At 35.3% G+C, this 20636-nt stretch carries 20 protein-coding genes; 18 read left to right on the top strand and 2 right to left on the bottom strand.

Translation table 11 applies throughout. From position 1 onward, the window contains the following. The first annotated feature begins 506 nt into the window (after window positions 1-506). The 11 genes from MKZ17_RS09805 (at window position 507) to MKZ17_RS09855 (ending at window position 12055) form a co-directional block, all read left to right on the top strand. On the top strand, window positions 507-1130 hold the full coding sequence (locus MKZ17_RS09805; RefSeq protein WP_340723552.1) for a GNAT family N-acetyltransferase: 624 nt from the start codon (window positions 507-509) through the stop codon (window positions 1128-1130). A 231-nt stretch (window positions 1131-1361) separates the two neighbouring features. Beyond that, the gene (locus MKZ17_RS09810) at window positions 1362-1817 is read left to right on the top strand and encodes a GNAT family N-acetyltransferase (RefSeq protein WP_340723553.1); all 456 of its coding nucleotides are present in this window, start codon (window positions 1362-1364) and stop codon (window positions 1815-1817) included. Window positions 1818-2008: 191 nt separating this feature from the next. Continuing rightward, window positions 2009-2452: a hypothetical protein gene (locus tag MKZ17_RS09815; protein WP_340723554.1), complete on the top strand. Its 444-nt coding sequence runs from the start codon at window positions 2009-2011 to the stop codon at window positions 2450-2452. Between the two features lie 130 nt (window positions 2453-2582). Next, window positions 2583-2720, top strand: a complete 138-nt coding sequence (locus tag MKZ17_RS09820) for a hypothetical protein (protein ID WP_340723556.1) — start codon at window positions 2583-2585, stop codon at window positions 2718-2720. A 307-nt stretch (window positions 2721-3027) separates the two neighbouring features. Beyond that, complete coding sequence (locus MKZ17_RS09825; RefSeq protein ID WP_340723557.1) at window positions 3028-3591, top strand: GNAT family N-acetyltransferase; 564 nt, start codon at window positions 3028-3030, stop codon at window positions 3589-3591. Window positions 3592-3931: 340 nt separating this feature from the next. Continuing rightward, window positions 3932-4678, top strand: a complete 747-nt coding sequence (locus tag MKZ17_RS09830) for an SDR family NAD(P)-dependent oxidoreductase (protein ID WP_340723558.1) — start codon at window positions 3932-3934, stop codon at window positions 4676-4678. Between the two features lie 288 nt (window positions 4679-4966). Beyond that, complete coding sequence (locus tag MKZ17_RS09835; RefSeq protein WP_340723559.1) at window positions 4967-6196, top strand: argininosuccinate synthase; 1230 nt, start codon at window positions 4967-4969, stop codon at window positions 6194-6196. A gap of 62 nt (window positions 6197-6258) precedes the next feature. Further along, window positions 6259-7632 carry an argininosuccinate lyase gene (argH, locus tag MKZ17_RS09840; protein ID WP_340723560.1) on the top strand — a complete coding sequence of 458 codons (1374 nt, stop codon included), beginning with the start codon at window positions 6259-6261 and terminating at the stop codon, window positions 7630-7632. Window positions 7633-7888: 256 nt separating this feature from the next. Continuing rightward, window positions 7889-9502, top strand: a complete 1614-nt coding sequence (locus MKZ17_RS09845; protein ID WP_340723561.1) for an MFS transporter — start codon at window positions 7889-7891, stop codon at window positions 9500-9502. 258 nt (window positions 9503-9760) lie between these two features. After that, window positions 9761-10936, top strand: coding sequence for a toxic anion resistance protein (locus MKZ17_RS09850; protein ID WP_445326947.1), 1176 nt, complete (start codon window positions 9761-9763; stop codon window positions 10934-10936). Between the two features lie 192 nt (window positions 10937-11128). Further along, window positions 11129-12055 carry an alpha/beta hydrolase gene (locus MKZ17_RS09855; RefSeq protein ID WP_340723563.1) on the top strand — a complete coding sequence of 309 codons (927 nt, stop codon included), beginning with the start codon at window positions 11129-11131 and terminating at the stop codon, window positions 12053-12055. Window positions 12056-12099: 44 nt separating this feature from the next. Here the strand turns inward: MKZ17_RS09855 and MKZ17_RS09860 are convergent, their stop codons facing one another. Next, a complete protein-coding gene (locus tag MKZ17_RS09860) occupies window positions 12100-12936 on the bottom strand; it encodes a hypothetical protein (RefSeq protein ID WP_340723564.1) in 837 nt (278 codons plus the stop codon). A gap of 181 nt (window positions 12937-13117) precedes the next feature. Here MKZ17_RS09860 and MKZ17_RS09865 point away from each other — a divergent pair, with 181 nt between their 5' ends. The 5 genes from MKZ17_RS09865 to MKZ17_RS09885 all read left to right on the top strand — a co-directional run bounded on the left by MKZ17_RS09865 (window position 13118) and on the right by MKZ17_RS09885 (window position 18229). Further along, window positions 13118-14209: a hypothetical protein gene (locus tag MKZ17_RS09865; protein ID WP_340723565.1), complete on the top strand. Its 1092-nt coding sequence runs from the start codon at window positions 13118-13120 to the stop codon at window positions 14207-14209. Window positions 14210-14575: 366 nt separating this feature from the next. Continuing rightward, complete coding sequence (locus MKZ17_RS09870; protein ID WP_340723566.1) at window positions 14576-16138, top strand: lipase family alpha/beta hydrolase; 1563 nt, start codon at window positions 14576-14578, stop codon at window positions 16136-16138. Window positions 16139-16287: 149 nt separating this feature from the next. Continuing rightward, the gene (locus MKZ17_RS09875) at window positions 16288-16686 is read left to right on the top strand and encodes a hypothetical protein (protein ID WP_340723567.1); all 399 of its coding nucleotides are present in this window, start codon (window positions 16288-16290) and stop codon (window positions 16684-16686) included. A 278-nt stretch (window positions 16687-16964) separates the two neighbouring features. Next, on the top strand, window positions 16965-17543 hold the full coding sequence (locus MKZ17_RS09880; protein WP_340723568.1) for a dienelactone hydrolase family protein: 579 nt from the start codon (window positions 16965-16967) through the stop codon (window positions 17541-17543). Window positions 17544-17875: 332 nt separating this feature from the next. Further along, window positions 17876-18229, top strand: a complete 354-nt coding sequence (locus MKZ17_RS09885; protein WP_340723569.1) for a hypothetical protein — start codon at window positions 17876-17878, stop codon at window positions 18227-18229. 293 nt (window positions 18230-18522) lie between these two features. On the opposite strand, the gene MKZ17_RS09890 is transcribed toward MKZ17_RS09885, so the two are convergent. After that, the gene (locus MKZ17_RS09890; RefSeq protein WP_340725533.1) at window positions 18523-18948 is read right to left on the bottom strand and encodes a DUF4275 family protein; all 426 of its coding nucleotides are present in this window, start codon (window positions 18946-18948) and stop codon (window positions 18523-18525) included. A gap of 329 nt (window positions 18949-19277) precedes the next feature. On the opposite strand from MKZ17_RS09890, the gene MKZ17_RS09895 reads away from it, so the two are divergent. Both MKZ17_RS09895 and MKZ17_RS09900 read left to right on the top strand, forming a co-directional pair. After that, on the top strand, window positions 19278-19574 hold the full coding sequence (locus MKZ17_RS09895) for a cytosine deaminase (RefSeq protein ID WP_340723570.1): 297 nt from the start codon (window positions 19278-19280) through the stop codon (window positions 19572-19574). An 85-nt stretch (window positions 19575-19659) separates the two neighbouring features. Beyond that, a complete protein-coding gene (locus tag MKZ17_RS09900) occupies window positions 19660-20571 on the top strand; it encodes a DMT family transporter (RefSeq protein WP_340723571.1) in 912 nt (303 codons plus the stop codon). Window positions 20572-20636: the final 65 nt, after the last annotated feature.

Here is a 20636-nt window from a genome sequence, read left to right on the forward strand (position 1 = left end):
TACAAAGATGAAAGGGTTATTGTCATTTCTACTTTCAATATACAAAACACTACTTTGGGAACTTTGAACTTTTTTGTATAATATTCATAAAGAAAATAAATGGATGATTCATTTTGGTGCATAACTTTGTTAATCAATACTCACTTTCCAGCTATAAACCCACTATTCAAATAACGATCCCTAATGGCAATTAGGGAATGTTAAGTCATTGCACAAAAAACATTTATGGTATATAATGGATATATGAATTAGAGAGGATGGTAAATGGATATGAACAAATAATTCTATTTTAAATGAAAAATGTATATGCATTTTCAATAAAAAAATAGGATTAGTCTGACCATTTATTATATCTTTATTGTGCTTACTATACGTATGCTTATTTAGTGACATAATTAATGAACATTTCTAACCCTTCTTACTGTACCTCTGTGTACTAAGAAGGATTTTTTATTTGAATTTGCGTTTCATGAAAACTAATTTATGTTTATACAAAGGAGACTATTATGCAAATTCAAAAGTACACACCCGAATACGAAGATAGCTGGTTACGCTGTCGTTTACTCGCTTATTTTTATACGTCTTTATACGAAGATGTAGAAACATCAAAACCTACTTTCAACGGACGCCCGTCAATTGAATTAATCGCAATAGAGGATGGAATGGTTGTAGGACTTTTAGATATGGTACTTGATACAGAGGAATTAAAAACATCTTTTCTAGGAAAAGGGCTAGGTGCGTTTTTAAAAACGATTGCCGTTCATCCAGATTATCAATCAAAAGGCATTGGGAATAAACTTTACGAAACAGCTTTAAAGGAACTTGAAAATACTCCGATTGAATTTATTGAATTATATACACGTGGAGATAAACAAGCAAATAATTTTTATAAAAAATTAGGATTTGATTTATTGTCAGAGACGTATGATGTATTTGGACTCGAAAAAGGTATAAGAGATACAATCTCTGTGGGTATAGAAAAAAAAAGGATTAAGGCATTTCATGAAGATGGAAAACCTTGTGATTATGTAATCGTTGATGCAGTTTATGAAGTATTCGATTTAAAAGCATTAGAAAAAATTGAATATGACCGTTATTACCCTGCGCGAGGATATTTGAAAAAAATATGAGGTTTTTAGATCAAAAAAGGGTTATTGTCAATTGGCCATATTGTGGAACAGAATATGGTATAATGTCAATGTCTAAATATTTCCATATAATTATTTTTTAAACATTATTTGTTAAAGGGGGCGTTCATTATGACAAACAAAAAAACTTTTTTACTGAGGAACTTAAAGGGGATAACGCCTAACTAACAAAGTTTACTTAGCGTTTCCCCGAAATTTGAAAGGGGAAAATATATGCTTACAAGTAATGTGAAAATTGAAGAATTGAACGAAGAGAACTGGTATGAATGCTGTAAATTGAAATTATCCGAGAAACAAACAGAGTATTTGGAGTCAAATGCCATATCAATTGCCCAATCAAAGTATGAACCGTCATTAAAACCTTTTGCAATTTACTATGAAGATAAAGTAGTGGGTTTCCTTATGTTTAACACTGAAAAAGAGGAACTTGATGAATATTGGGTATTTAGGATAATGATTGATGAGAATTATCAAGGTAAAGGTATAGGGAAAGCTGCGACAAAGTTAATGATTTCAGAGATGAGTAAGTTGCCAGATGCAGAAAAGATTGTTGTTGGTTATCATCCGGAAAATCAGGAAGCACATCACCTATATGCCAGTTTAGGATTTATTGATAATGGCGACCGATTTGGAAAGGAAATGGCTGTTATCAAATATATAAACGAGTGAAGTAAAAATAAGGGAGAACCTGTTTTGGGTTCTCCCTTTCAAATTTAGTAAAAACACTATTTTAGAATCTGGGCAATTGTTGAATAAGGTTAAATCTTCACTTTGTTGAATCAAATATAAATAGGTAAATGACATTTTGTATATAAGTGCAAATTACGGGTTGTTGATATTTAGATAAGGAGGTTGATATCATGAAAAAATTGATTTTGTTTTTAATAGGAATTATTCCTTTTGTGTTAGGTTTTCTAATGAATTCTTGGTTGATACAAAATTCTAATAGTATATTACCGTTAAAATTAATAGGGATTATTTTACTTATTTTTTGGGTGTTGGTTGGATTTATTACTTGTAAGTTTGATAAAACACCATATCAGTCGGCGGTAATTATACATTCACCTGCTTTATTAGTACTCTTATTAATAATGTATCAAGATATAATATTAGGACAATTTTGGTCTAATTTTTTTGGATTGGCTACCCAATTTTATTACTTACCGTTGATTAATATTTCTAGCTTCATTGTTGGTGGAGGATTTTATGTACAAATGTGGACAGCAAGCCTAGTTGCCTTTTTGTTAATGTATGGTTCTTACTATTTAGGATGTTATTTTAAAAAAAACCTCAGCAGTAAATAGTGAACTGTATTTAAATTAAGCATCTATTTATCTTCAACTAATGGGGGCAAGAGTTAAACAAACGTAGCAGCTTAGTTGAACAAGCATGTAACTTTAAGCCATTTGAAATGTATGTATGGAGGAAATAGAAATGGATTTAATAATTGGAATACCTATTGTACTAATTGTGTTTTTCACTTCAAGCATAATTGAAAAAAGGTTAAAGTCTATTGAAGAACAAAATAATCGTGTAATAGAAATACTAGAAGAAATAAGAGATAAAAAATAAATTGATATACCATTAACGGTGTTTGCGGTGGTAGGCAAATACACGCAAAGTGGTAGATGGAATTTCATTGTAATCAAAAAGGGGGATTAGTTAGAAAACCTAAGCATTATAACCAAATTTTATCATTGTATAAATTATACAAAGTAAGGCCGAATGCTGTTAAATCAGTGTTTTGTGGCTTTTTGTATGAACAATGTTCTTATTCAACTAACGAAACAGGATAGCTGAATAATAAGGTATATTTTAAAGACGTCAAGTTTTAACGTTGTTCATCTAAGTAATTTAGTTATCATAAGGAGTGCTTAAATTGACTGTACAAAGTAAATTTCCTATTTTAGAAACAGACAGATTGATTTTACGGAATGTGGGAAATGAGGATATTGACTTTATTTATCGACTATTCAGCAATGAAAAAGTATGTGAATTTTTATATGATGAAGAATTGTTTACGACTAGAAATGAAGCTACAGAATTTGTTGAATGGAATTCTAATCCTGAAGAAAAAGGATTTAATCGGTGGATATTAGTCGAGAAAAGTGATAAACAACAACTTGGAACATGCGGATTTCATTGTTGGGATAGAACGAACAATATAGCTGAGATCGGCTATGATTTATGGCACGAATATTGGGGACAGGGATATATGAAAGAGGGATTAATAAGTGCTATTGAAAGTGGATTTAATAATATGGCACTGAATAGAATTAACGCATTTGTAGCTTTGGAAAATGTCAATTCTATTAAATTATTAGAAAAGCTAGGATTTAAAAATGAAGGGGTTTATAGAGATAAGCATTTATTTAGAGGTAAGTATTATGACCACTACTCTTTTTCTTTGTTAAAAAGAGATTGGAATAAAATCAAAGGGTAATTCCACAATTCGACTGACGATCCCTTTAGTATGTGAATGATTGCACTTAAACTGACACGTGCTTTACTTTTAGATAATTGAGTTGCATATGCAGCTCTTTTTTTATTATTAACGTCTTTGATGAATAAAATCTTGTATAAAAATTTAAGTCTTATTGTTGGAAATTTATATAAATTTGAATTCCTTCTTGTTGTACTTTGAAACGCATTGTCCCATTACTCAATTTCTATCTTTAAAAAGTAATTATATAGAAATTTTGTAATGGTAGGTATACTGAGTGCTATGAATTTTTATTCAATTTCGATAAAATGAAATTACAATAGAGCAAAGGGGAAGCATGATGAAAAAAACAATTTTTATTACAGGCGCTACAAGTGGTATTGGTCGAAATATGACAGAGCTTTTATTAGCAGCGGGTCATACGGTTTATGCAACAGGAAGAAATGAAAGCGCCATAAAGTCCTTGAAAAAAATAGGAGCAAATGTCATTCAAGCAGATTTACGGAAACGGGAAGATATTGATCGAGTAGTCGAGCAGTTACCTCTAATTGATGTAGCCATTTTAAATGCTGGATTAGGCTACTTTTCGAGTGCAATTGATTTAACAGATGAGGAAATTGATCAAATGTTAGAAGTAAATGTTCGCGCCCCGATTTATTTGGCGAAACGATTAGCGCCCGCAATGATAGACCAAAAACAAGGCCATTTTATTTTTGTCGGTTCACAGGCGGGAAAAGTAGCAACGAAAAAAGCTAGTGTTTATGCAGCGAGCAAACATGCTATAACAGGCTTCGTCAATGGATTAAGACTTGAGCTGGCTGAACATAACATCTCGGTGACAGGAATCTATCCAGGTCCAATTGATACGCCATTTTTACAAAAGGCAGATGCATCTAACGTGTACCGGACTGCAATAGAACGCTTTTTAATCCAACCAGAAAAAGTAGCAGCTGAAGTTGTTAAAGCGATAGAGAGCAAGCCTCGCGAAGTGAATTTACCACGGATTATGGGGATATCAAGTAAGCTGTATGCCGTGGCACCTAGATTTGTCGAATTTGTAGGGAGTGGCTTCTTTAATAAGAAATAAGTATATTTTTACTGGAAATGATGAAAGGTGTATACCATTTAGTTGTATCAACAGCCAATTTATACACTAAATTTGAATACAAACTTTGAGCATCTCGTTACACATATGAGCAAATATTGTCGTAAACGAGTTTTCTAGCAATTGTGCACTTTTTAAAGTTTTTCGACTGTACGAAAAAGTCTAAAATTTTATATAAATACAGTTGATTTTATATTTATAACATGATACTATTCGTGTATAAACTATTAATTAAATGTATAAACATACATAAATTTGGGGGCACTTAACATGGCGAATAAAAAAGTCGTATTAGCATATTCAGGTGGTCTTGATACTTCGGTAGCAATTCCATGGTTAAAAGAACAAGGTTGGGACGTAATTGCGGTATGTCTTGATGTGGGTGAAGGAAAAGATTTAGAGTTCATTAAAAACAAAGCACTTCAAGTAGGTGCAGTTGAATCTTATATGATTGACGCAAAAGATGAATTTGCAGAAGAATATGCATTAGTTTCACTACAAGGTCACACTTGGTATGAGCAAAAGTATCCATTAGTGTCTGCATTATCTCGTCCATTAATTTCGAAAAAATTAGTAGAAATCGCTACGGAAACGAATGCAGATGCAGTAGCACACGGTTGTACAGGTAAAGGAAATGACCAAGTACGTTTTGAAGTATCGATTAAAGCTTTAAATCCTGATTTACAAGTGTTAGCACCTGTACGTGAGTGGGGCTGGAGCCGTGACGAGGAAATCGAATACGCACAAAAGCATGGTGTTCCAATTCCTGCAACATTAGATTCACCATTTTCAATCGACCAAAACTTATGGGGTCGTGCCAATGAAGCTGGGGTTATGGAAGATCCTTGGGTTGCCCCACCAGAAGAAGCTTATGGCTTAACAGTATCTGTGGAAAACGCACCTGATACGCCTGAATTCGTTGAGATTGAATTTGTAGAAGGTAAACCAGTATCAATAAACGGTCAAGAAATGAAACTAGCAGATTTAATCCAAGAATTAAATAAAATTGCTGGTGCACACGGTGTTGGCCGTATCGACCATGTTGAAAACCGATTAGTTGGAATTAAATCACGTGAAGTGTATGAAATTCCGGGTGCAAAAGTTTTATTAACAGCTCACAAAGAGTTAGAAGATATTACATTAGTAAAAGAATTAGCACACTTCAAACCAATTATTGAGCATAAATTATCGGAAATCATCTACAACGGATTATGGTTCAACCCAATCCGTACAGCGTTACAAGCGTTCTTAAAAGAAACGCAAAAATACGTTAATGGTACAGTACGTGTGAAATTATATAAAGGTCATGCAATCGTAGAAGGACGTAAATCGAATAATTCTTTATATTCAGAAGAGTTAGCGACTTACTCTAAACATGATAAATTTAACCACGGTTCAGCGGTAGGCTTCATCGAACTATTCGGTATGCCAACTGTTGTAGCAGCAGAAGTTTCAAAAAATACAAAAGCTGTAGAACCAGAAGTATTAAGCAATAAGTAATTTTAGGTGAGCGATTCGGAGCCCGAGTCGCTTGTTCTTTTCTAACTAGGAGTGAACTGACAATGGCAAAATTATGGGGCGGTCGTTTCCAAAAATCAGCGGAAGCATGGGTAGATGAGTTTGGTGCATCAATCGGCTTTGACCAACAATTAGTATTAGAAGATATTGAAGGCTCGGTTGCACATGTGACAATGCTTGGCATTCAAGGAATATTGCCAGCACAAGACGTTACCAAAATTTTAGATGGTTTAGCACAGCTAAAGGTAAAGGCTGAGGCAGGAGCGCTAGAATTCACTGTAGCAAATGAAGATATCCATTTAAATTTAGAAAAAATGTTAATTGATTTAATCGGCCCTGTCGGCGGGAAGCTACATACAGGTCGCTCTCGTAACGACCAAGTGGCAACAGATATGCATCTGTTTTTAAAAAAACGCGTACCTGAAGTTATTGGCTTAATAGAAAACTTCCAAAAGACAATAATTACTCAAGCGGAGCAACATGTCGACACAATCGCACCAGGCTATACCCATTTACAGAGAGCACAGCCTATCAGCTTTGCCCATCATTTAATGGTGTACTTCTGGCAACTGCAGCGCGATAAGGAACGTTTTACAGAATCGATGAAGCGTATTGATTTATTACCATTAGGTGCAGGGGCAATGGCAGGAACAACATTCCCAATCGATCGTTTAAAGTCAGCTGAGTTATTAGGCTTTGCTGCTGTGTATCAAAACTCTATGGATGCGGTAAGTGACCGTGACTTTATCGTTGAGTTTTTATCAAATTCAGCACTTTTAATGACACATTTATCACGATTTGCAGAGGAAATCATCCTTTGGTCAACAGATGAATTTAAATTCATTGAGCTAGATGATGCATTTTCAACTGGATCATCCATTATGCCTCAAAAGAAAAACCCAGATATGGCAGAGCTTATTCGAGGGAAAGCTGGACGAGCATTTGGTAATTTAGTGGGCTTACTTACAGTGTTAAAGGGGACGCCACTTACGTATAACAAAGACATGCAAGAGGATAAAGAGGGCATGTTTGATACGATGGAAACAGTTCTTGGTTCATTAAAGATATTTGAGGGTATGATACGTACAATGGTGGTCAATAAAGCACGCTTACATGGCGCAGTACATTCTGATTTCTCAAACGCGACTGAGCTTGCGGATTATTTAGCGACAAAGGGTATGCCATTCCGCGAGGCACATGAGGTGACAGGTAAATTAGTATTTACATGTATTCAGCAAGGGATTTATTTATTAGACTTGCCATTAGAAGAAATGCAGAAGGAATCGAGTTTAATTGACTCAGACATTTTTGAAGTACTAGCGCCAGAAGCTGCAGTTCGCCGTCGTAATTCTTTAGGCGGTACTGGCTTTGAGCAAGTGCAAATTCAGATTGATCTAGCGAAAACGTTTTTTGCTTAATAAAAACCGGTTTTTAATTAAGAGGGTACAGGGATGCCGCATTAAAAGTCGTTTTGATTTTCTAGTAGCCAGAGGGCAAACGATAATCTTTCACCTATATGGTGCAACCCCACTTTTGAAGATGACAAAAGTGGGGTTTTTGATATGTAAAATAAACTATTCAGTTTCCGAAAATTCACGGTGGGAAATTCTTTACCATTTTTTAACTTACTCTGTATAATAGTTTAATAGTCCAATTAAGAAAGGTGTCTTTTACATGACAAACAAAATATCTTCACAATCATGGGCAATTACATTGTTTGCAATTGGTGTATTTATGGCAGCACTCGACAATGGAATAATTAGTGCTGCACTAACAACGATTAATAGCTCATTTGGTGTAGATGCAAACTGGGGGGCTTGGGGTGTTACATTATACACTCTAGGACTTGCGATTAGTGTACCGATTATCGGGAAATTATCAGACCGTTACGGACGAAAAAAATTATTCATCATTGAAATTGCGATTTTTGGAATTGGTTCATTGCTCGTAGCTTTAAGTCCAAATTTTACATTTTATCTTATCGCGCGCTTTATTCAAGCAATGGGTGGGGGCGGTATTTTCATTATCGGTTCTTCCCATGTACTTAGTACACTACCACCTGAAAAACAAGGGAAAGCACTTGGAATGCTTGGTGGTATGAATGGGATTGCGGCTGTGCTTGGACCAAATTTAGGAAGTATCATATTAGATTTCACAGGAAGCTGGCATTGGTTATTTTTAATTAATGTACCAATTGCAATCTTTTTAGTAATTATGGGCTTTTTAAAGCTTGAAGAAACGAAAGATACAGCTCCAGGTAAGCTTGATTTAACAGGTACTGTATTATTATCAATAGCGATTTTAGGGATAATGTATGGCTTAACAAATATCGAAGGGGTAAATTTCTTTGAGTCATTCACAAGCACAACGGTTTATCCATTTATTTTATTAGGGTTAGCAGTGTTAGTCGCTCTTTATTTCTACGAAACGCGTTTAGAGCGCAGTGGGGGAGACCCAATCTTACCTATTTCTTTAATGCGCCAGCCAACCTATTTATTGACTTTACTTTTAGGTATTTTTTCGGGTGGTATGCTCGCCGCAATGATTTTCATTCCGGCCTTTTCAGAGCAAGTACTTGGAATTAGCTCTCAGCATGCAGGTTACTGGATGACACCGCTTGCATTAGCCGCAGGCATTGGAGCTGGCCTTGGGGGTGCATTTGTCGATAAAAAGGGACCGATTTTTGCGGTATTGCTCTCAGGGATTATTGCGGCAATAGGCTTTTTCTTATTCCCAGGCTGGGTTGAGGCAAAATGGCATTTTATTATTGCGTCAATTATAGCGGGTGTTGGAATGGGGATCTTACTAGGCGCTCCATTAAACATATTAGCTACTGAAAAATTAGAGGCAAACAAAGGAACGGCACTTGCATCTCTTTCTTTATTAAGAACGATTGGAATGACGATTGCACCGACGATCTATGCGGGCTTTATTGCTCGGGGCTTTAGTCAGCTACCAGCTGTATTTCAAAGTGATTTTGCACCAACTTTACAAAATAACTTACAAGCTGTATCACTTTCAACTGAGGGGCAAACCGAATTGCAGCAGCTAAGTGCACAGTTTGCAACAGGTACAAATATGTCTCAAACACAAATGAATGAGACAATTAATGCAATCCAAGATCCTCAATTAAAAGAAGTATTACTTGCAACAGTAAATGACATGACACAATTAGCTGCCCAACAAGGCTATGGAGGCTTATTTTACTCTGCGGTTGTTATTGCGCTTTGTATTTTCATCGTGGCACTTATTTTACAGCCAATACGAAAAAAATCACTTCAATCGTAAAACATTTGTTTTCATTATACGAATTGTGGGTAATATGAAGTTATGCTCATACAAATAGCGTATGAGTGCTAAGTCTCTCCCCCAATAGTAGACTAAAAAATGTCCTTTTCGCGCATAGAAGGGCATTTTTTAATTTTTCATTTTAATCATTTTCAGGAAATATCACTAAAAAACGTTGAAATAAGATATAATTTAATAAAACTGTGTGAAACTTTTTGTCACTTTTTACGTAAATAATACTAGAAAAACGAACGGGGGATTTCCATGACTAACAATCCATTATTTGATGATTTAGAAAAGCGCTCACAAGAGCAAGAGCAACCACAATTACAGCCACAACCAATAAATGAAATTGTGCACCCGGCACCTAAGCCACTCGTATCAGAACAAGAATATTCTCAAATACGCCAACGCCAAGAACAATTAAAGCAGCAACCAGCTGTCCAAACGTTAGCGCAAAAAATAGATGTAAAAAATCAAATTGCCGTATTAGAGTTCGGGAAGGAAACTGCGACTGGTATTTCAAAATTTTCCGATCGTATGCTTGAAACAATTAAGCAAAGTAACTTAGAAAAATCGACAACGTTATTAAATAATTTAAATAAAATAATGGACCGCTTTGACCCGAAAGATTTTAAAGAAGAGGAAAAGAAGGGCTTCTTAAAAAAATTATTTTCAAAGGGTAAAGAGCAGCTTGAACGTCTGCTTTCTAAATACGATACGATGAATAAAGAAGTCGATTCGATTTATACAGAAATTCAAAAATATGAATATGAAATGAAAAATAATACGGTGCAATTAGAGCAAATGTATGATGAAAACTTAAATTACTTCCATACATTAAGTGAGCATATTGCAGCGATTGATATTAAAGTTGAAAATTTACGTACTCAGCTACCTGCCTTAAGTGCACGCGCAGATGCAGGGGATCAAGAAGCGATTATGGAGCTTGAAACGATAACACGTGGTATTGAATTGTTAGAACAGCGCGGCTATGATTTAGAAATGGCACAACAGGTTTCATTCCAATCCGCACCACAAATTCGCTTAATGCAGCAAGGCAATAACCATTTAATCGGGAAAATCAACTCAGCCTTTGTTACGACGATTCCAATTTTCAAGCAAGGGTTAATTCATGCTGTAACAATGCAACGTCAAAAGCTAGTATCTGATTCAATGGCAGAGCTTGATAAACGCACGAATGAAATGCTTATTCGAAATGCAGAAAATGTTCGACAAAACTCGGTCAATATTGCTCGCCAAGCTGGCAGCCCAAGCATCAAAATTGAAACAATCGAAACGACTTGGCGCACGATAATGGCGGGAATTGAAGAAACTAAACAAATTCAAGCCGAAACAGTACGTAATCGTGATGAGGGTCGTAAACGTATTGAACAATTACAGCTTGAATATGAAAAATTAAAGAAAATGTAATAAAAAATATCGAGTCCAATAAGTAGCAGCTTATTGGGCTTTTTTATGCATTAATCCAAAAAACCTTCTAATAGGAGCATCAATTTTAAAAGTGCAAAATCGATTAACTATATTTGCAAATTTATTGAAAAAGAATTATAGTTATAACAAAGTAAACTTATCGGAATTATATATATAAAGGAGTGATTGTTCATGGCATATTTATTAGATATTACAAAACACTATTTATTAAAAAAAGGAAAGGTCCCTTCATTAGCGACAATGGATTATTTGGAAGCTCGTCGTATGCGTGCTAATTTACCAAAAATGCAACAAAATGTGGCCGATTTAGCTGCCATTCAAACGACAAAAATCCCTATGCGTGACGGTCACGAAATTGCAATACGAATTTATACACCTAATGGAGAAGGACCATTCCCAATAATCGTCTATTATCATGGGGGTGGCTGGGTATTAAATGATTTAGAAACTTGCCATGAAAGCTGTTCCCATATCGCTAAGGAAACGAATCATATTGTTGTATCCGTAGCCTATCGTTTAGCACCAGAATTTAAATTCCCAGTTCCTGTATATGATGCGTTTGATAGCTTTGTATGGGTGAGCGAAAATGCGCAAACATTCAATGGTGACATACAAAACATTTCTGTAGGTGGCGATAGTGCAGGGGGCAATCTTGCAATTGCAGTTTGCCAGCTCGCGCATGTTGATGAAAAAGTCTTGCCAATTACTGCTCAGCTTTTACTTTATCCAGTTACCGATTTAAGCTATTCAAGTAATTCTTATCACGAATTTAAAACAGGATTTGGCTTAGATCGAGATGTGATGAAGTGGTTTGGTAATTATTATATTGCTAATGATAATGATGCCACAAATCCGCTTGTTGCACCTGTTCAACTAAAGGACTTTTCGTATTTACCTCCCGCGTTAATTATTGCTGCTGAAAATGATGTTCTACGGGACGAGGCAATACTGTACGGTGAAAAATTAAAGGCAGCAAACGTGAAAACTGAACTAGTTGTCATCCCAGGGGTTGTACACAGCTTTTTCACAAATAACGATGTGTTTCATAAGGAAGTTGATGAAGTTATTCAAAAAATACATACATTTTTGAATGTCTAAAAAATAAGGCTAATTCCATTCAAAACATGGTATTAGCCTTTTTCCTATGCTAGCAATTGCTGCAATTCTTCGGGCAATTCTATTTTCTCTAATTCATTAACATACTCAAACATCTCAAAAAAATGATATTCCTGTTCTTCACCGGTTTCTGGATTTATAAAAAATACTTGGATAGTGTATTGGCCAATTTGATCCTCATATTGTTCGATCGTCACTGATATCATTGTAAACTCCATTGAATCACTATAAAGATTCTTTAATTGTTCACGGTCCACATCATTTTCAATAGCATTCATAAAGAAGGTTTTTAATAGCTTCAAATAAACTTCTTCTAATGCATCAGCACGTATATTAAAGAAGCCACCATCAGGGTAATCCTCACCGCCCATTTTATAAAACTCCTCCGCATTGGCGATTAAAGTTTGCAACAGCTCAATTCTAGAAGGAATTATACTCATTAATGGATCAGTAGAAGCCTCCATTTTCCTCCACCCATTCATGTTATGATTTTCGTAATAGCCATCTATTTTATTTGCATAATAATCAACCATTTGTTGCGAGAAGCCAATGTCAAGGTGTTCAATATACGCTTCAGGAGGGTTCAACCTATATTTCGTTTTAATCGTGCTTTCACTTGCGAGATTCATTCCAACATCAGAATATTCTTTGTACATAAAGGTGGAATAAAAGCTTTCCCATTGTGACATGGCATTTATTTTCTCAACAACTTCAATTAATTGAGCTGCATTAGCGGTATCGTTCGATTGACTTGTCACCGGTACGCTTTGACCTTGCTCCACAGAAAGTTTTTTTTGTGTATCATCTTCTACCGTACAGGCTACGAGTAAAAATACAAAGCTTAAAAACCATATTTTTTTCACAAATTATCCCCCTGAATGTTTTCTATTTCATTATCATATATTAATTGCAATTATTATTTATTACGAAGATTCAAGAGTTTGTACTATATACTAGTCATAAATGTCGTGGAAATGAAGATTTGCAAAGTAACAGAAGTTCTATTATTCGATAAGAATACGATTGGGAAAGGGGGGATTCACGTTGAGTATACATGAACTCGAACATTTGGAATCAGCTAATTTAGGTTTTAATGCGCAATGTCCAGGATGTAATGCATCCATCGAGTTTAACCCTGAAGTCGGTAAATTATCATGTCCTTATTGTGATTTTGAAACAGAAATTGCCGCTCCTGAAAATGAATCGGTTAAGGATGTGGATTTTACCTTCACGCAAGATGTTCAGAGTTTTGACTGGGGCACAGAAAAGAAAACAATCACGTGTAAAGTGTGTGACGTAGAAACAATTTGTGACGCGTTGCAAGTAGTAAATAATTGCCCATATTGTGGATCAAATCAAGTAAAGGAGGCGTGTGCTGTAAATTCCCTCGCGCCAAATAAGGTTTGTTCCTTTGAAATAAACGATACTCAGGCAGCCGAAAAGTTTCAAATTTGGCTTAAACGAAAATGGTATGTCTCAAAAGTCGCTAAACTTAGTGCACGCACCGAGGCATTTAAACGTGTGTATTTACCTTACTGGACCTTTAATTCAAAAACTAGCTCACGTTACACTGCAAAATACGGGAAGTATCGTCAAGTGAAGGATAAAAATGGAAATGTGAAAAGAGAAATAGATTGGTTTACAGTATCCGGTTTTTATCAGGAACTTATCGGCGATCATTTAATAAGTGCTACATCGCGTTATCATGAAAATATTATGGGGAAAATTGAGCCGTTTAATATTGCAAACAGTAAAACCTATCGAGCAGAAGTTGTATCTGACTCCTTGGTAGAGCTCTATAGCATTGGAATGAAGGATGGTTGGGGGCTTGCAAAAAAAGAGATTCATAGTCATTTAGACGAAAAAATAAAGGAAAAAATTAAACAAGAACATCATGCAGATGTAGTATCACATTTAAAATTTTCAACAAACCATGATAGTATCACTTACAATTTTTTATTACTGCCAGTTTGGCAATCATCGTATCGCTATAAAAAAGATATTTATCATTTCATGGTAAATGGACAAACGGGGGAAGTAGGTGGGGAAGCACCCATTTCTGCTTGGCGCATTACATCCGCGATATTTCTTGTAATGGCAGTAATCGTAATTGTTTATTTTATTTTGCAGAAATAGTGGCTAGTCATTGTTCAGTTAATAACAACAATCTTGTAGTAATACATCATAATTGATTGAAGTTTCACTATATAACTAAAAACAACGTGCTTGATTTACTGAATAACTAGTGAATCAAGCTTTTAGTGCGCTCTTTAATAGTTGAAGCAACCGAAAGTGGTGTGAAGTCCATCAAGAAGTGTTGGAGCAAAGCTTTAAGTTCTTTCTGCGCTTCAGGAGCGAACAGGCTTGTAAGCGTATAATACAAACAAAAAAAGGAAATGGACGAAATATAGAGAATACATAATCTAAGAAAACATCTATAGTTCTATTTGTCGCTTACATTTAGCAGAGTATTCAAAAACAAGAATGTAATGGAGGAATGTAATGAACGGTAGATTAATGAGAAGGTTTTTGGCTATTTTCTTATGTTTGTTGGTTTTTGTACCATATGCCCTGTCTTCAGAAGTATCAGCTGGAAAGCTCAAGCCGTCCGATGAAATTTTTACCCCTGGGGATTGGTTCCTTGGTGACCGTCCACCGAATTACGATTCATCGAAAGCACCGATTGTCTTTGTACAAGGGAAGAATGGAAGTTCAACAAGCTGGTATGGGGAGACGACATATCATGGCGTTAATGATATGTATACGAAGGCTTACGAAGCGGGATATCAGACTGTTTTCGTCCAGTTGTATGACGCGGCCGGTAATGGTTCTGAAAATCAATACACGAATGGACGCTTACTTGCCTCTATGCTTGGCGATATATCACGTCACTTCAATGGGCAAAAGGTGAATATTATCGCCCACAGCAAAGGTGGTCCTGATACGCAGGCAGCCCTTATCCACTACGGTGCCCATTCCTATGTCGGTAGGGTCATCACATTAGGATCGCCCCATCACGGCTCCGAACTAGCAGACTTATCATATAGCTGGTATGCGGGATGGCTTGGAAGTTTGCTTGGGCAAAATGACGCCGGCACTTATTCATTGCAGGTTGGGGAAATGGCCAAATTCCGCTCCGCAACAGACAGCCATTCCAACCGTAGCAAGAATAAATATTATACGGTAGCTGGAACGAACAAAGGACCTGCTTTCTCTGCTCTAGCGCTCGGTGGTGCTTATTTATCATCGTACGGGGCAAATGACGGTCTTGTTACGATGACCAGCTCAAAGTTACCATATGGCACACATTTATTTACGGATAGCGCTATTGATCATGATAATATCCGTCAAGGATCCAAAGTCTTTTCTCGGATTGAACCTTATTTACGCAGTGCTGCTGTCAATGAATTTTCAGCTAATACTGAAACATTAAGTCAAACGGACGTTGCCATCCACAGTGAATCTTCTAGCTATATCACAGGAGGAGAGCTATCTGATAGCCAATTTACGGAAAAAGAAATCTATGTCCCTATGAAAACAAGCGGAACAATTTCCGTATACACAGCCAGCGATGATACAATTGTCGAGTTAATGTCACCAGAAGGAACAATTATGAAAGCCACAGGTCCAATAAAAGATGATACAATTCTCTCAGGTGCAAGTCTCTATTCATTCCAGCTTGATGAGCTTACAGAAGGTTCTTGGACAGTACAGATGAAGGCAGTGACTGGAAATGATGCCTATCTGTTAGTTTCTTCCTTTAATGAATATGAGAAACTTGAACTCAGCATGGCTGGAAAGGGCAAGGCCGACCAAACATCCTTCACCTTGAAAACACCGAAGCAAGCTGGAACAACTAGCCTTTCATTCAAATTCAAGGATCCGGATGGAAATGAACTTGAGCAAACAAATATTCCGAAGACAACAAACGGAGCTGAATTCACATCTAAGCTGCCAAAGGTTTCAAAGCCCGGCGTTTACAATATGACGGTTGACATGACAACGAAGCATCCGAATGGCAAGGAATCCATCAGAACTTTAGTACGATCAGTTTATATAGAATAGGCGATAAGCGCTCACCTGTATCACAGGGGGCGCTGTTTTGAGCTTACGTTACAAATTTTTAAATACATACTGGGCTTGAGCTCTTGCTAGAACTGCTATAAACTAACGTAGAAACGAAAAAATATCAAATTACTTCCAGGAGGGGTTTTGTGCAAGCTTTAAGCAGAAAATTTACGATTGCCCTTATTTCTACCTTACTTTTTAGTCTTTTACTTACTATCTTTAGTTATAGCGCAGCTAGTGAGCAAAGCATAACTTTTGGAACATTGTTAATGACCTTTATTGTACTAAGTGCACCAATGTTTTTAATTATTGGCGTCATTACATCGTTTGTATTTGAAAAATATGTTCGTTCTACTATTATGAAATTTATTAGTTATGTGATTACAGGTGCAGCGCTTATTATCCCTTATTCCCAGTATTATTTCTACGGTTCAGATCCACTCCGTTTTTCCATACTTGGAGCAATAGGTGCAGCGCTATTTTATGGTGTACAATGGCTATTTCAAACGTACCTTTACCGAGAGAAAGCTGAAGTGAAAATGTGAAGGTCGAAAAGCAGGATTGTTTATAAAAACTAAAACAGCCAGAAAAACACACGGATTATACCAGGTTTTCTGGCTATTTTGCGTAATAAAAAAAGCGTTTATAAGAAGATTATTTGAACTTTTAAAAGTGTTATTTTTGTTTGCCTATTTTTGATAATATTATATGTACAATCTGCAATTACGTTTGCTAAATAAAAAATAGAAAATCCTATAAAACCTAAATACGAACTTCCGATTTCAAAAAAACTTGATCATATAAACAACAAAGGAGGCTGTTAATGGAATTAAAACAAGATTCAAATCAATGCGTCATTTTACTTCATGAAATATACGGAATTAATGAGCATATATTACACTATGCAAATGTAATGTATCAAAAAGGATTTGATGTCTATGTTCCTGATTTATTAAATAGAAGTACGCCATTTCCATATGAAGCGGAAGAAAGGGCATACGAAAATTTCATAACAAATATAGGTTTTATAAGCGCCCAAAAACATGTGATTCGCTTAATTAATCGTTTATCTAAGATGTATGTACATATACGTATCATTGGATTTAGTATTGGTGCAACGGTTGGCTGGATCTGTAGTCGGCATCCATCCGTACATAAAATAATTGGCTTTTATGGTTCAAGAATTCGACAATATGCACAAGTAGTGCCAAAAGCAGAAATAACTTTATTTTATGGGGAACAAGAAAGATCATTTTGCCCAACAAAATTAAAAGTCGATCTTTCAATATATCCTAATGTCTTTGTGAAAATTGTAGAAGGCGAGCATGGTTTTGCGGATCCATATTCAACAAAGTACAATGAAGGCATTACGAATAGTTTGTTAACCTACTTAGTAGATTAAATAGTATTAACGTTCTACAAAAGGTCCACTGTCCAGAAAAAAGCATACTTACTCCACCTATATTACTCTCGTATAGTATTTAAGCGAACTTAATGAATAACAAGGAAATTATGTGAAAATGTAAATAACGTGTTGGAATCATTTCTTAAACGAACGAAGGAAGTGTGGTGCAAGGTAATCCTGCAACTTCCATTTTTTGAAATCCACAATGGTCGTTTCGTCATGTTGTTTTAAAGTAGTAAAAATTATTTTGTCATTTATCGTAAGTATAGTCACGTATTTACTAAGAAGTAGTTAAATTATTATAGTATAAATATACGAGGAGGGAATTTATGAAAATTAATATTACGGCTATTTCCGTTATGGTTTTAGCAATATCAGTATTTGTAAGTGCTTTAATTATTTCTGATTCATTAAAAACAAATGATAATTCACTACCTAACTCAGTTATACATGAAGAAAAATTCATTAATAAAATGCAATTGCTTACGAAGGACGAAATTTCGGCATATTTAGGTATTACTACTCAACAATTTGATAAATTGGATAAAACACAAATAGCCGTCGTTGGTAAGGGGATACCATTCCTCGTTTCGGAAAATACAGAGTATTATACAATACAAGGTATTGAACAATGGTTATCAGATATAAACTACTATCAATCAAATGACGTATTGGATAATTAGATATTGCAATGAGGGGGCAAAACCAAAACATCATTTTTTTTTGAGTGAGAAAAATGATGTTTTTTTGTAATTGGTTTCCGTTGCGAGGACGCTTTCCGGGGGAGTCGCCCCTCCACTACAACCAGTTTATTAGTATCCAATTTTTAATACTTTATTTTACCGTAAATAGAGAAATTTTTACTTCTGTCCCAACCTCAATCATCTAAACAAAAAAGGAGTTTAGTTGAATAAGTGTAGCAAATAATGCCGAAAAACGCTCGGGTGAAACTGAGCGTTTTTACTTGCTATTTTGCTCACGCTTTACAAAAATATGGACCGTAATCTCTTTCATGTGTCACAACGAATGTCCATGTAAATGCTTCATCTACAATATAAACATCGTCTTCCTCAGTAAAATTTGCTGCTTCTAATACATCTGCTTGTTCTACCAAAATTACATCTGCTGAATGTTGATAAAAGATATAACACTTCGCTTTCTTCACTTCATTAAAGGCTTGAATCGCTTCATGAGCATATAGGTGTGGTCTCCTATCATAGCTAAATACATGCCATAGATAGCCACAGAAATACCTATTGCCATAAAGATGAATTTCCTCTTTTTGTAATTGGCTTAAATGAAAGACAAAACGTTCTTCCCAGCGATTACGAAAATAAATACCCCAGTATGGAATTTCCGTTACTTTTATGTTTTTGCTTTTAAGTAAATCAAATAAATGAATCATTCCTTGCTCCATTTCGTTGTATTATCTGAATAAATTAATAGATGTATGATGTAATAATAGTTTACTACAATCCAAAAAAACAACCGTGCTAAATAAGTTTTATAATTTTTAGCTAATAGATTAATAACCATTTAGGGCTATAAGAATTAAGTATCCATTGTGGTCTGAAATTCGACTTTGGGGATTAAACTGATTTTATTGTATAAAATTATTTTTTCTAATCCGCCATTCCACAGGGTTAATTTGATGGAAATGGGTAAATACATAAATATGTGAAGGTAATTACAAGGAAATCAATGGATTATGATAAAGGAGAGAGACACCGGATGGAATTGAACTTACTGCAAATCGATGAATTACTCAATATTCCTAAAAATATAATACGCAGAGCAAATGAAAAGGATATTTTAATGATAAAAAACGAATTATTAATGGCTTTAAATGCAAAAAATGAAGCTTTTAAACGAGACCATGTTCGGTCATTAATTAACGATCTTCAATTATTAAATGTGTATGTCATTAAGGAGGAACATAATAAAACTGTTTTTTCATATGAACCGCCAAAATTCGAAGCCCAGCGTGTCACAATCAAAGAAAGTGGCTGGATCGAAGTAAATAAATAATGTGTAGTAGAAAGCAACTATATCCTTTGTTCACCCAAACATGTTAGAATCGTACTAATGTTAATTGTGGAAGAAGGATGTTGTTTTGGAACGTTTGAAGGGAATTGCAATGATTATAACTGGTTCCGTTCTTTGGGGAGCAACAGGACCCATGATGGAATGGTTACTGGAATACACGACGATGACTGCGGAGTTTATGTTAGCAGTAAGGTTAATTATTGCAGGTATATTTATTTTATCGATATTAATGATACAAAAATCAAAAGTGATGATCATTTGGAAAAATCGCTATTGGGCTACTCAGCTAATCATATTTAGTATGATTGGAATGGTTGGATTACAATACACTTTTGTGAAAACAATTGAGGTAAGTGATGCAATAGTAGCCACATTGCTACAATTTTTAGCGCCAATCTTTATCATTTTATATATGGCAATGTTTTATAAAACATTGCCACCAAAATCCCAATTTATCGGAATAATTGGTACACTGCTAGGTCTTTATCTCTTATTAACGAATGGCTCAATGTCTACACTTTTAGTTAGTACGGATGCCCTTGTTTGGGGTGTATTTTTAGGATTAACCTATGCCTTTTACACATTATATCCTGCCCGCTTAATGGCAGAGGTAGGTGTTATAATAATTATTGGTTGGGGAATGATCATTAGTGGGATCGTGTTTGCTTTTATGGGCAAAGTGTGGCAGCTAAGACAGTGGTCACCACTAGCTGATTCCTTTAACTTTTCACTTATTTTTGGAATTAGTATATTTGGAGCAATTGCGTATATTTTATTTTTAACAAGTTTAAAATACATATCTCCTGTAGAAACAAGTATTTTATCGAGTTTTGAACCGCTGACAGCCATGCTTATTTCAGTAATTTGGCTAGGCTCAGTCCTTTATGAGTGGCAGTTATTGGGTATTTTACTGATGCTTATATTTGTTGCCTATTTATCAATAAGCGGCGGCAAAAAATCAAAAAATTCAACTGCCTAAGTAGCGTACTTAGGCAGTTTTTTTACAACACGTGTTATTGAAGGGATTAGTTATATGTACAAGTT

Origin of the sequence: Solibacillus sp. FSL R7-0682 (assembly GCF_038005985.1) — a bacterium.
Taxonomy (GTDB): domain Bacteria; phylum Bacillota; class Bacilli; order Bacillales_A; family Planococcaceae; genus Solibacillus.

Coding starts and splice junctions, on each gene's coding strand:
- MKZ17_RS09805 (WP_340723552.1), top strand. CDS start 507: ATGCAAATTCAAAAGTACACACCCGAATACGAAGATAGCTGGTTACGC.
- MKZ17_RS09810 (WP_340723553.1), top strand. CDS start 1,362: ATGCTTACAAGTAATGTGAAAATTGAAGAATTGAACGAAGAGAACTGG.
- MKZ17_RS09815 (WP_340723554.1), top strand. CDS start 2,009: ATGAAAAAATTGATTTTGTTTTTAATAGGAATTATTCCTTTTGTGTTA.
- MKZ17_RS09820 (WP_340723556.1), top strand. CDS start 2,583: ATGGATTTAATAATTGGAATACCTATTGTACTAATTGTGTTTTTCACT.
- MKZ17_RS09830 (WP_340723558.1), top strand. CDS start 3,932: ATGAAAAAAACAATTTTTATTACAGGCGCTACAAGTGGTATTGGTCGA.
- MKZ17_RS09835 (WP_340723559.1), top strand. CDS start 4,967: ATGGCGAATAAAAAAGTCGTATTAGCATATTCAGGTGGTCTTGATACT.
- argH (WP_340723560.1), top strand. CDS start 6,259: ATGGCAAAATTATGGGGCGGTCGTTTCCAAAAATCAGCGGAAGCATGG.
- MKZ17_RS09845 (WP_340723561.1), top strand. CDS start 7,889: ATGACAAACAAAATATCTTCACAATCATGGGCAATTACATTGTTTGCA.
- MKZ17_RS09855 (WP_340723563.1), top strand. CDS start 11,129: ATGGCATATTTATTAGATATTACAAAACACTATTTATTAAAAAAAGGA.
- MKZ17_RS09870 (WP_340723566.1), top strand. CDS start 14,576: ATGAACGGTAGATTAATGAGAAGGTTTTTGGCTATTTTCTTATGTTTG.
- MKZ17_RS09880 (WP_340723568.1), top strand. CDS start 16,965: ATGGAATTAAAACAAGATTCAAATCAATGCGTCATTTTACTTCATGAA.
- MKZ17_RS09885 (WP_340723569.1), top strand. CDS start 17,876: ATGAAAATTAATATTACGGCTATTTCCGTTATGGTTTTAGCAATATCA.
- MKZ17_RS09895 (WP_340723570.1), top strand. CDS start 19,278: ATGGAATTGAACTTACTGCAAATCGATGAATTACTCAATATTCCTAAA.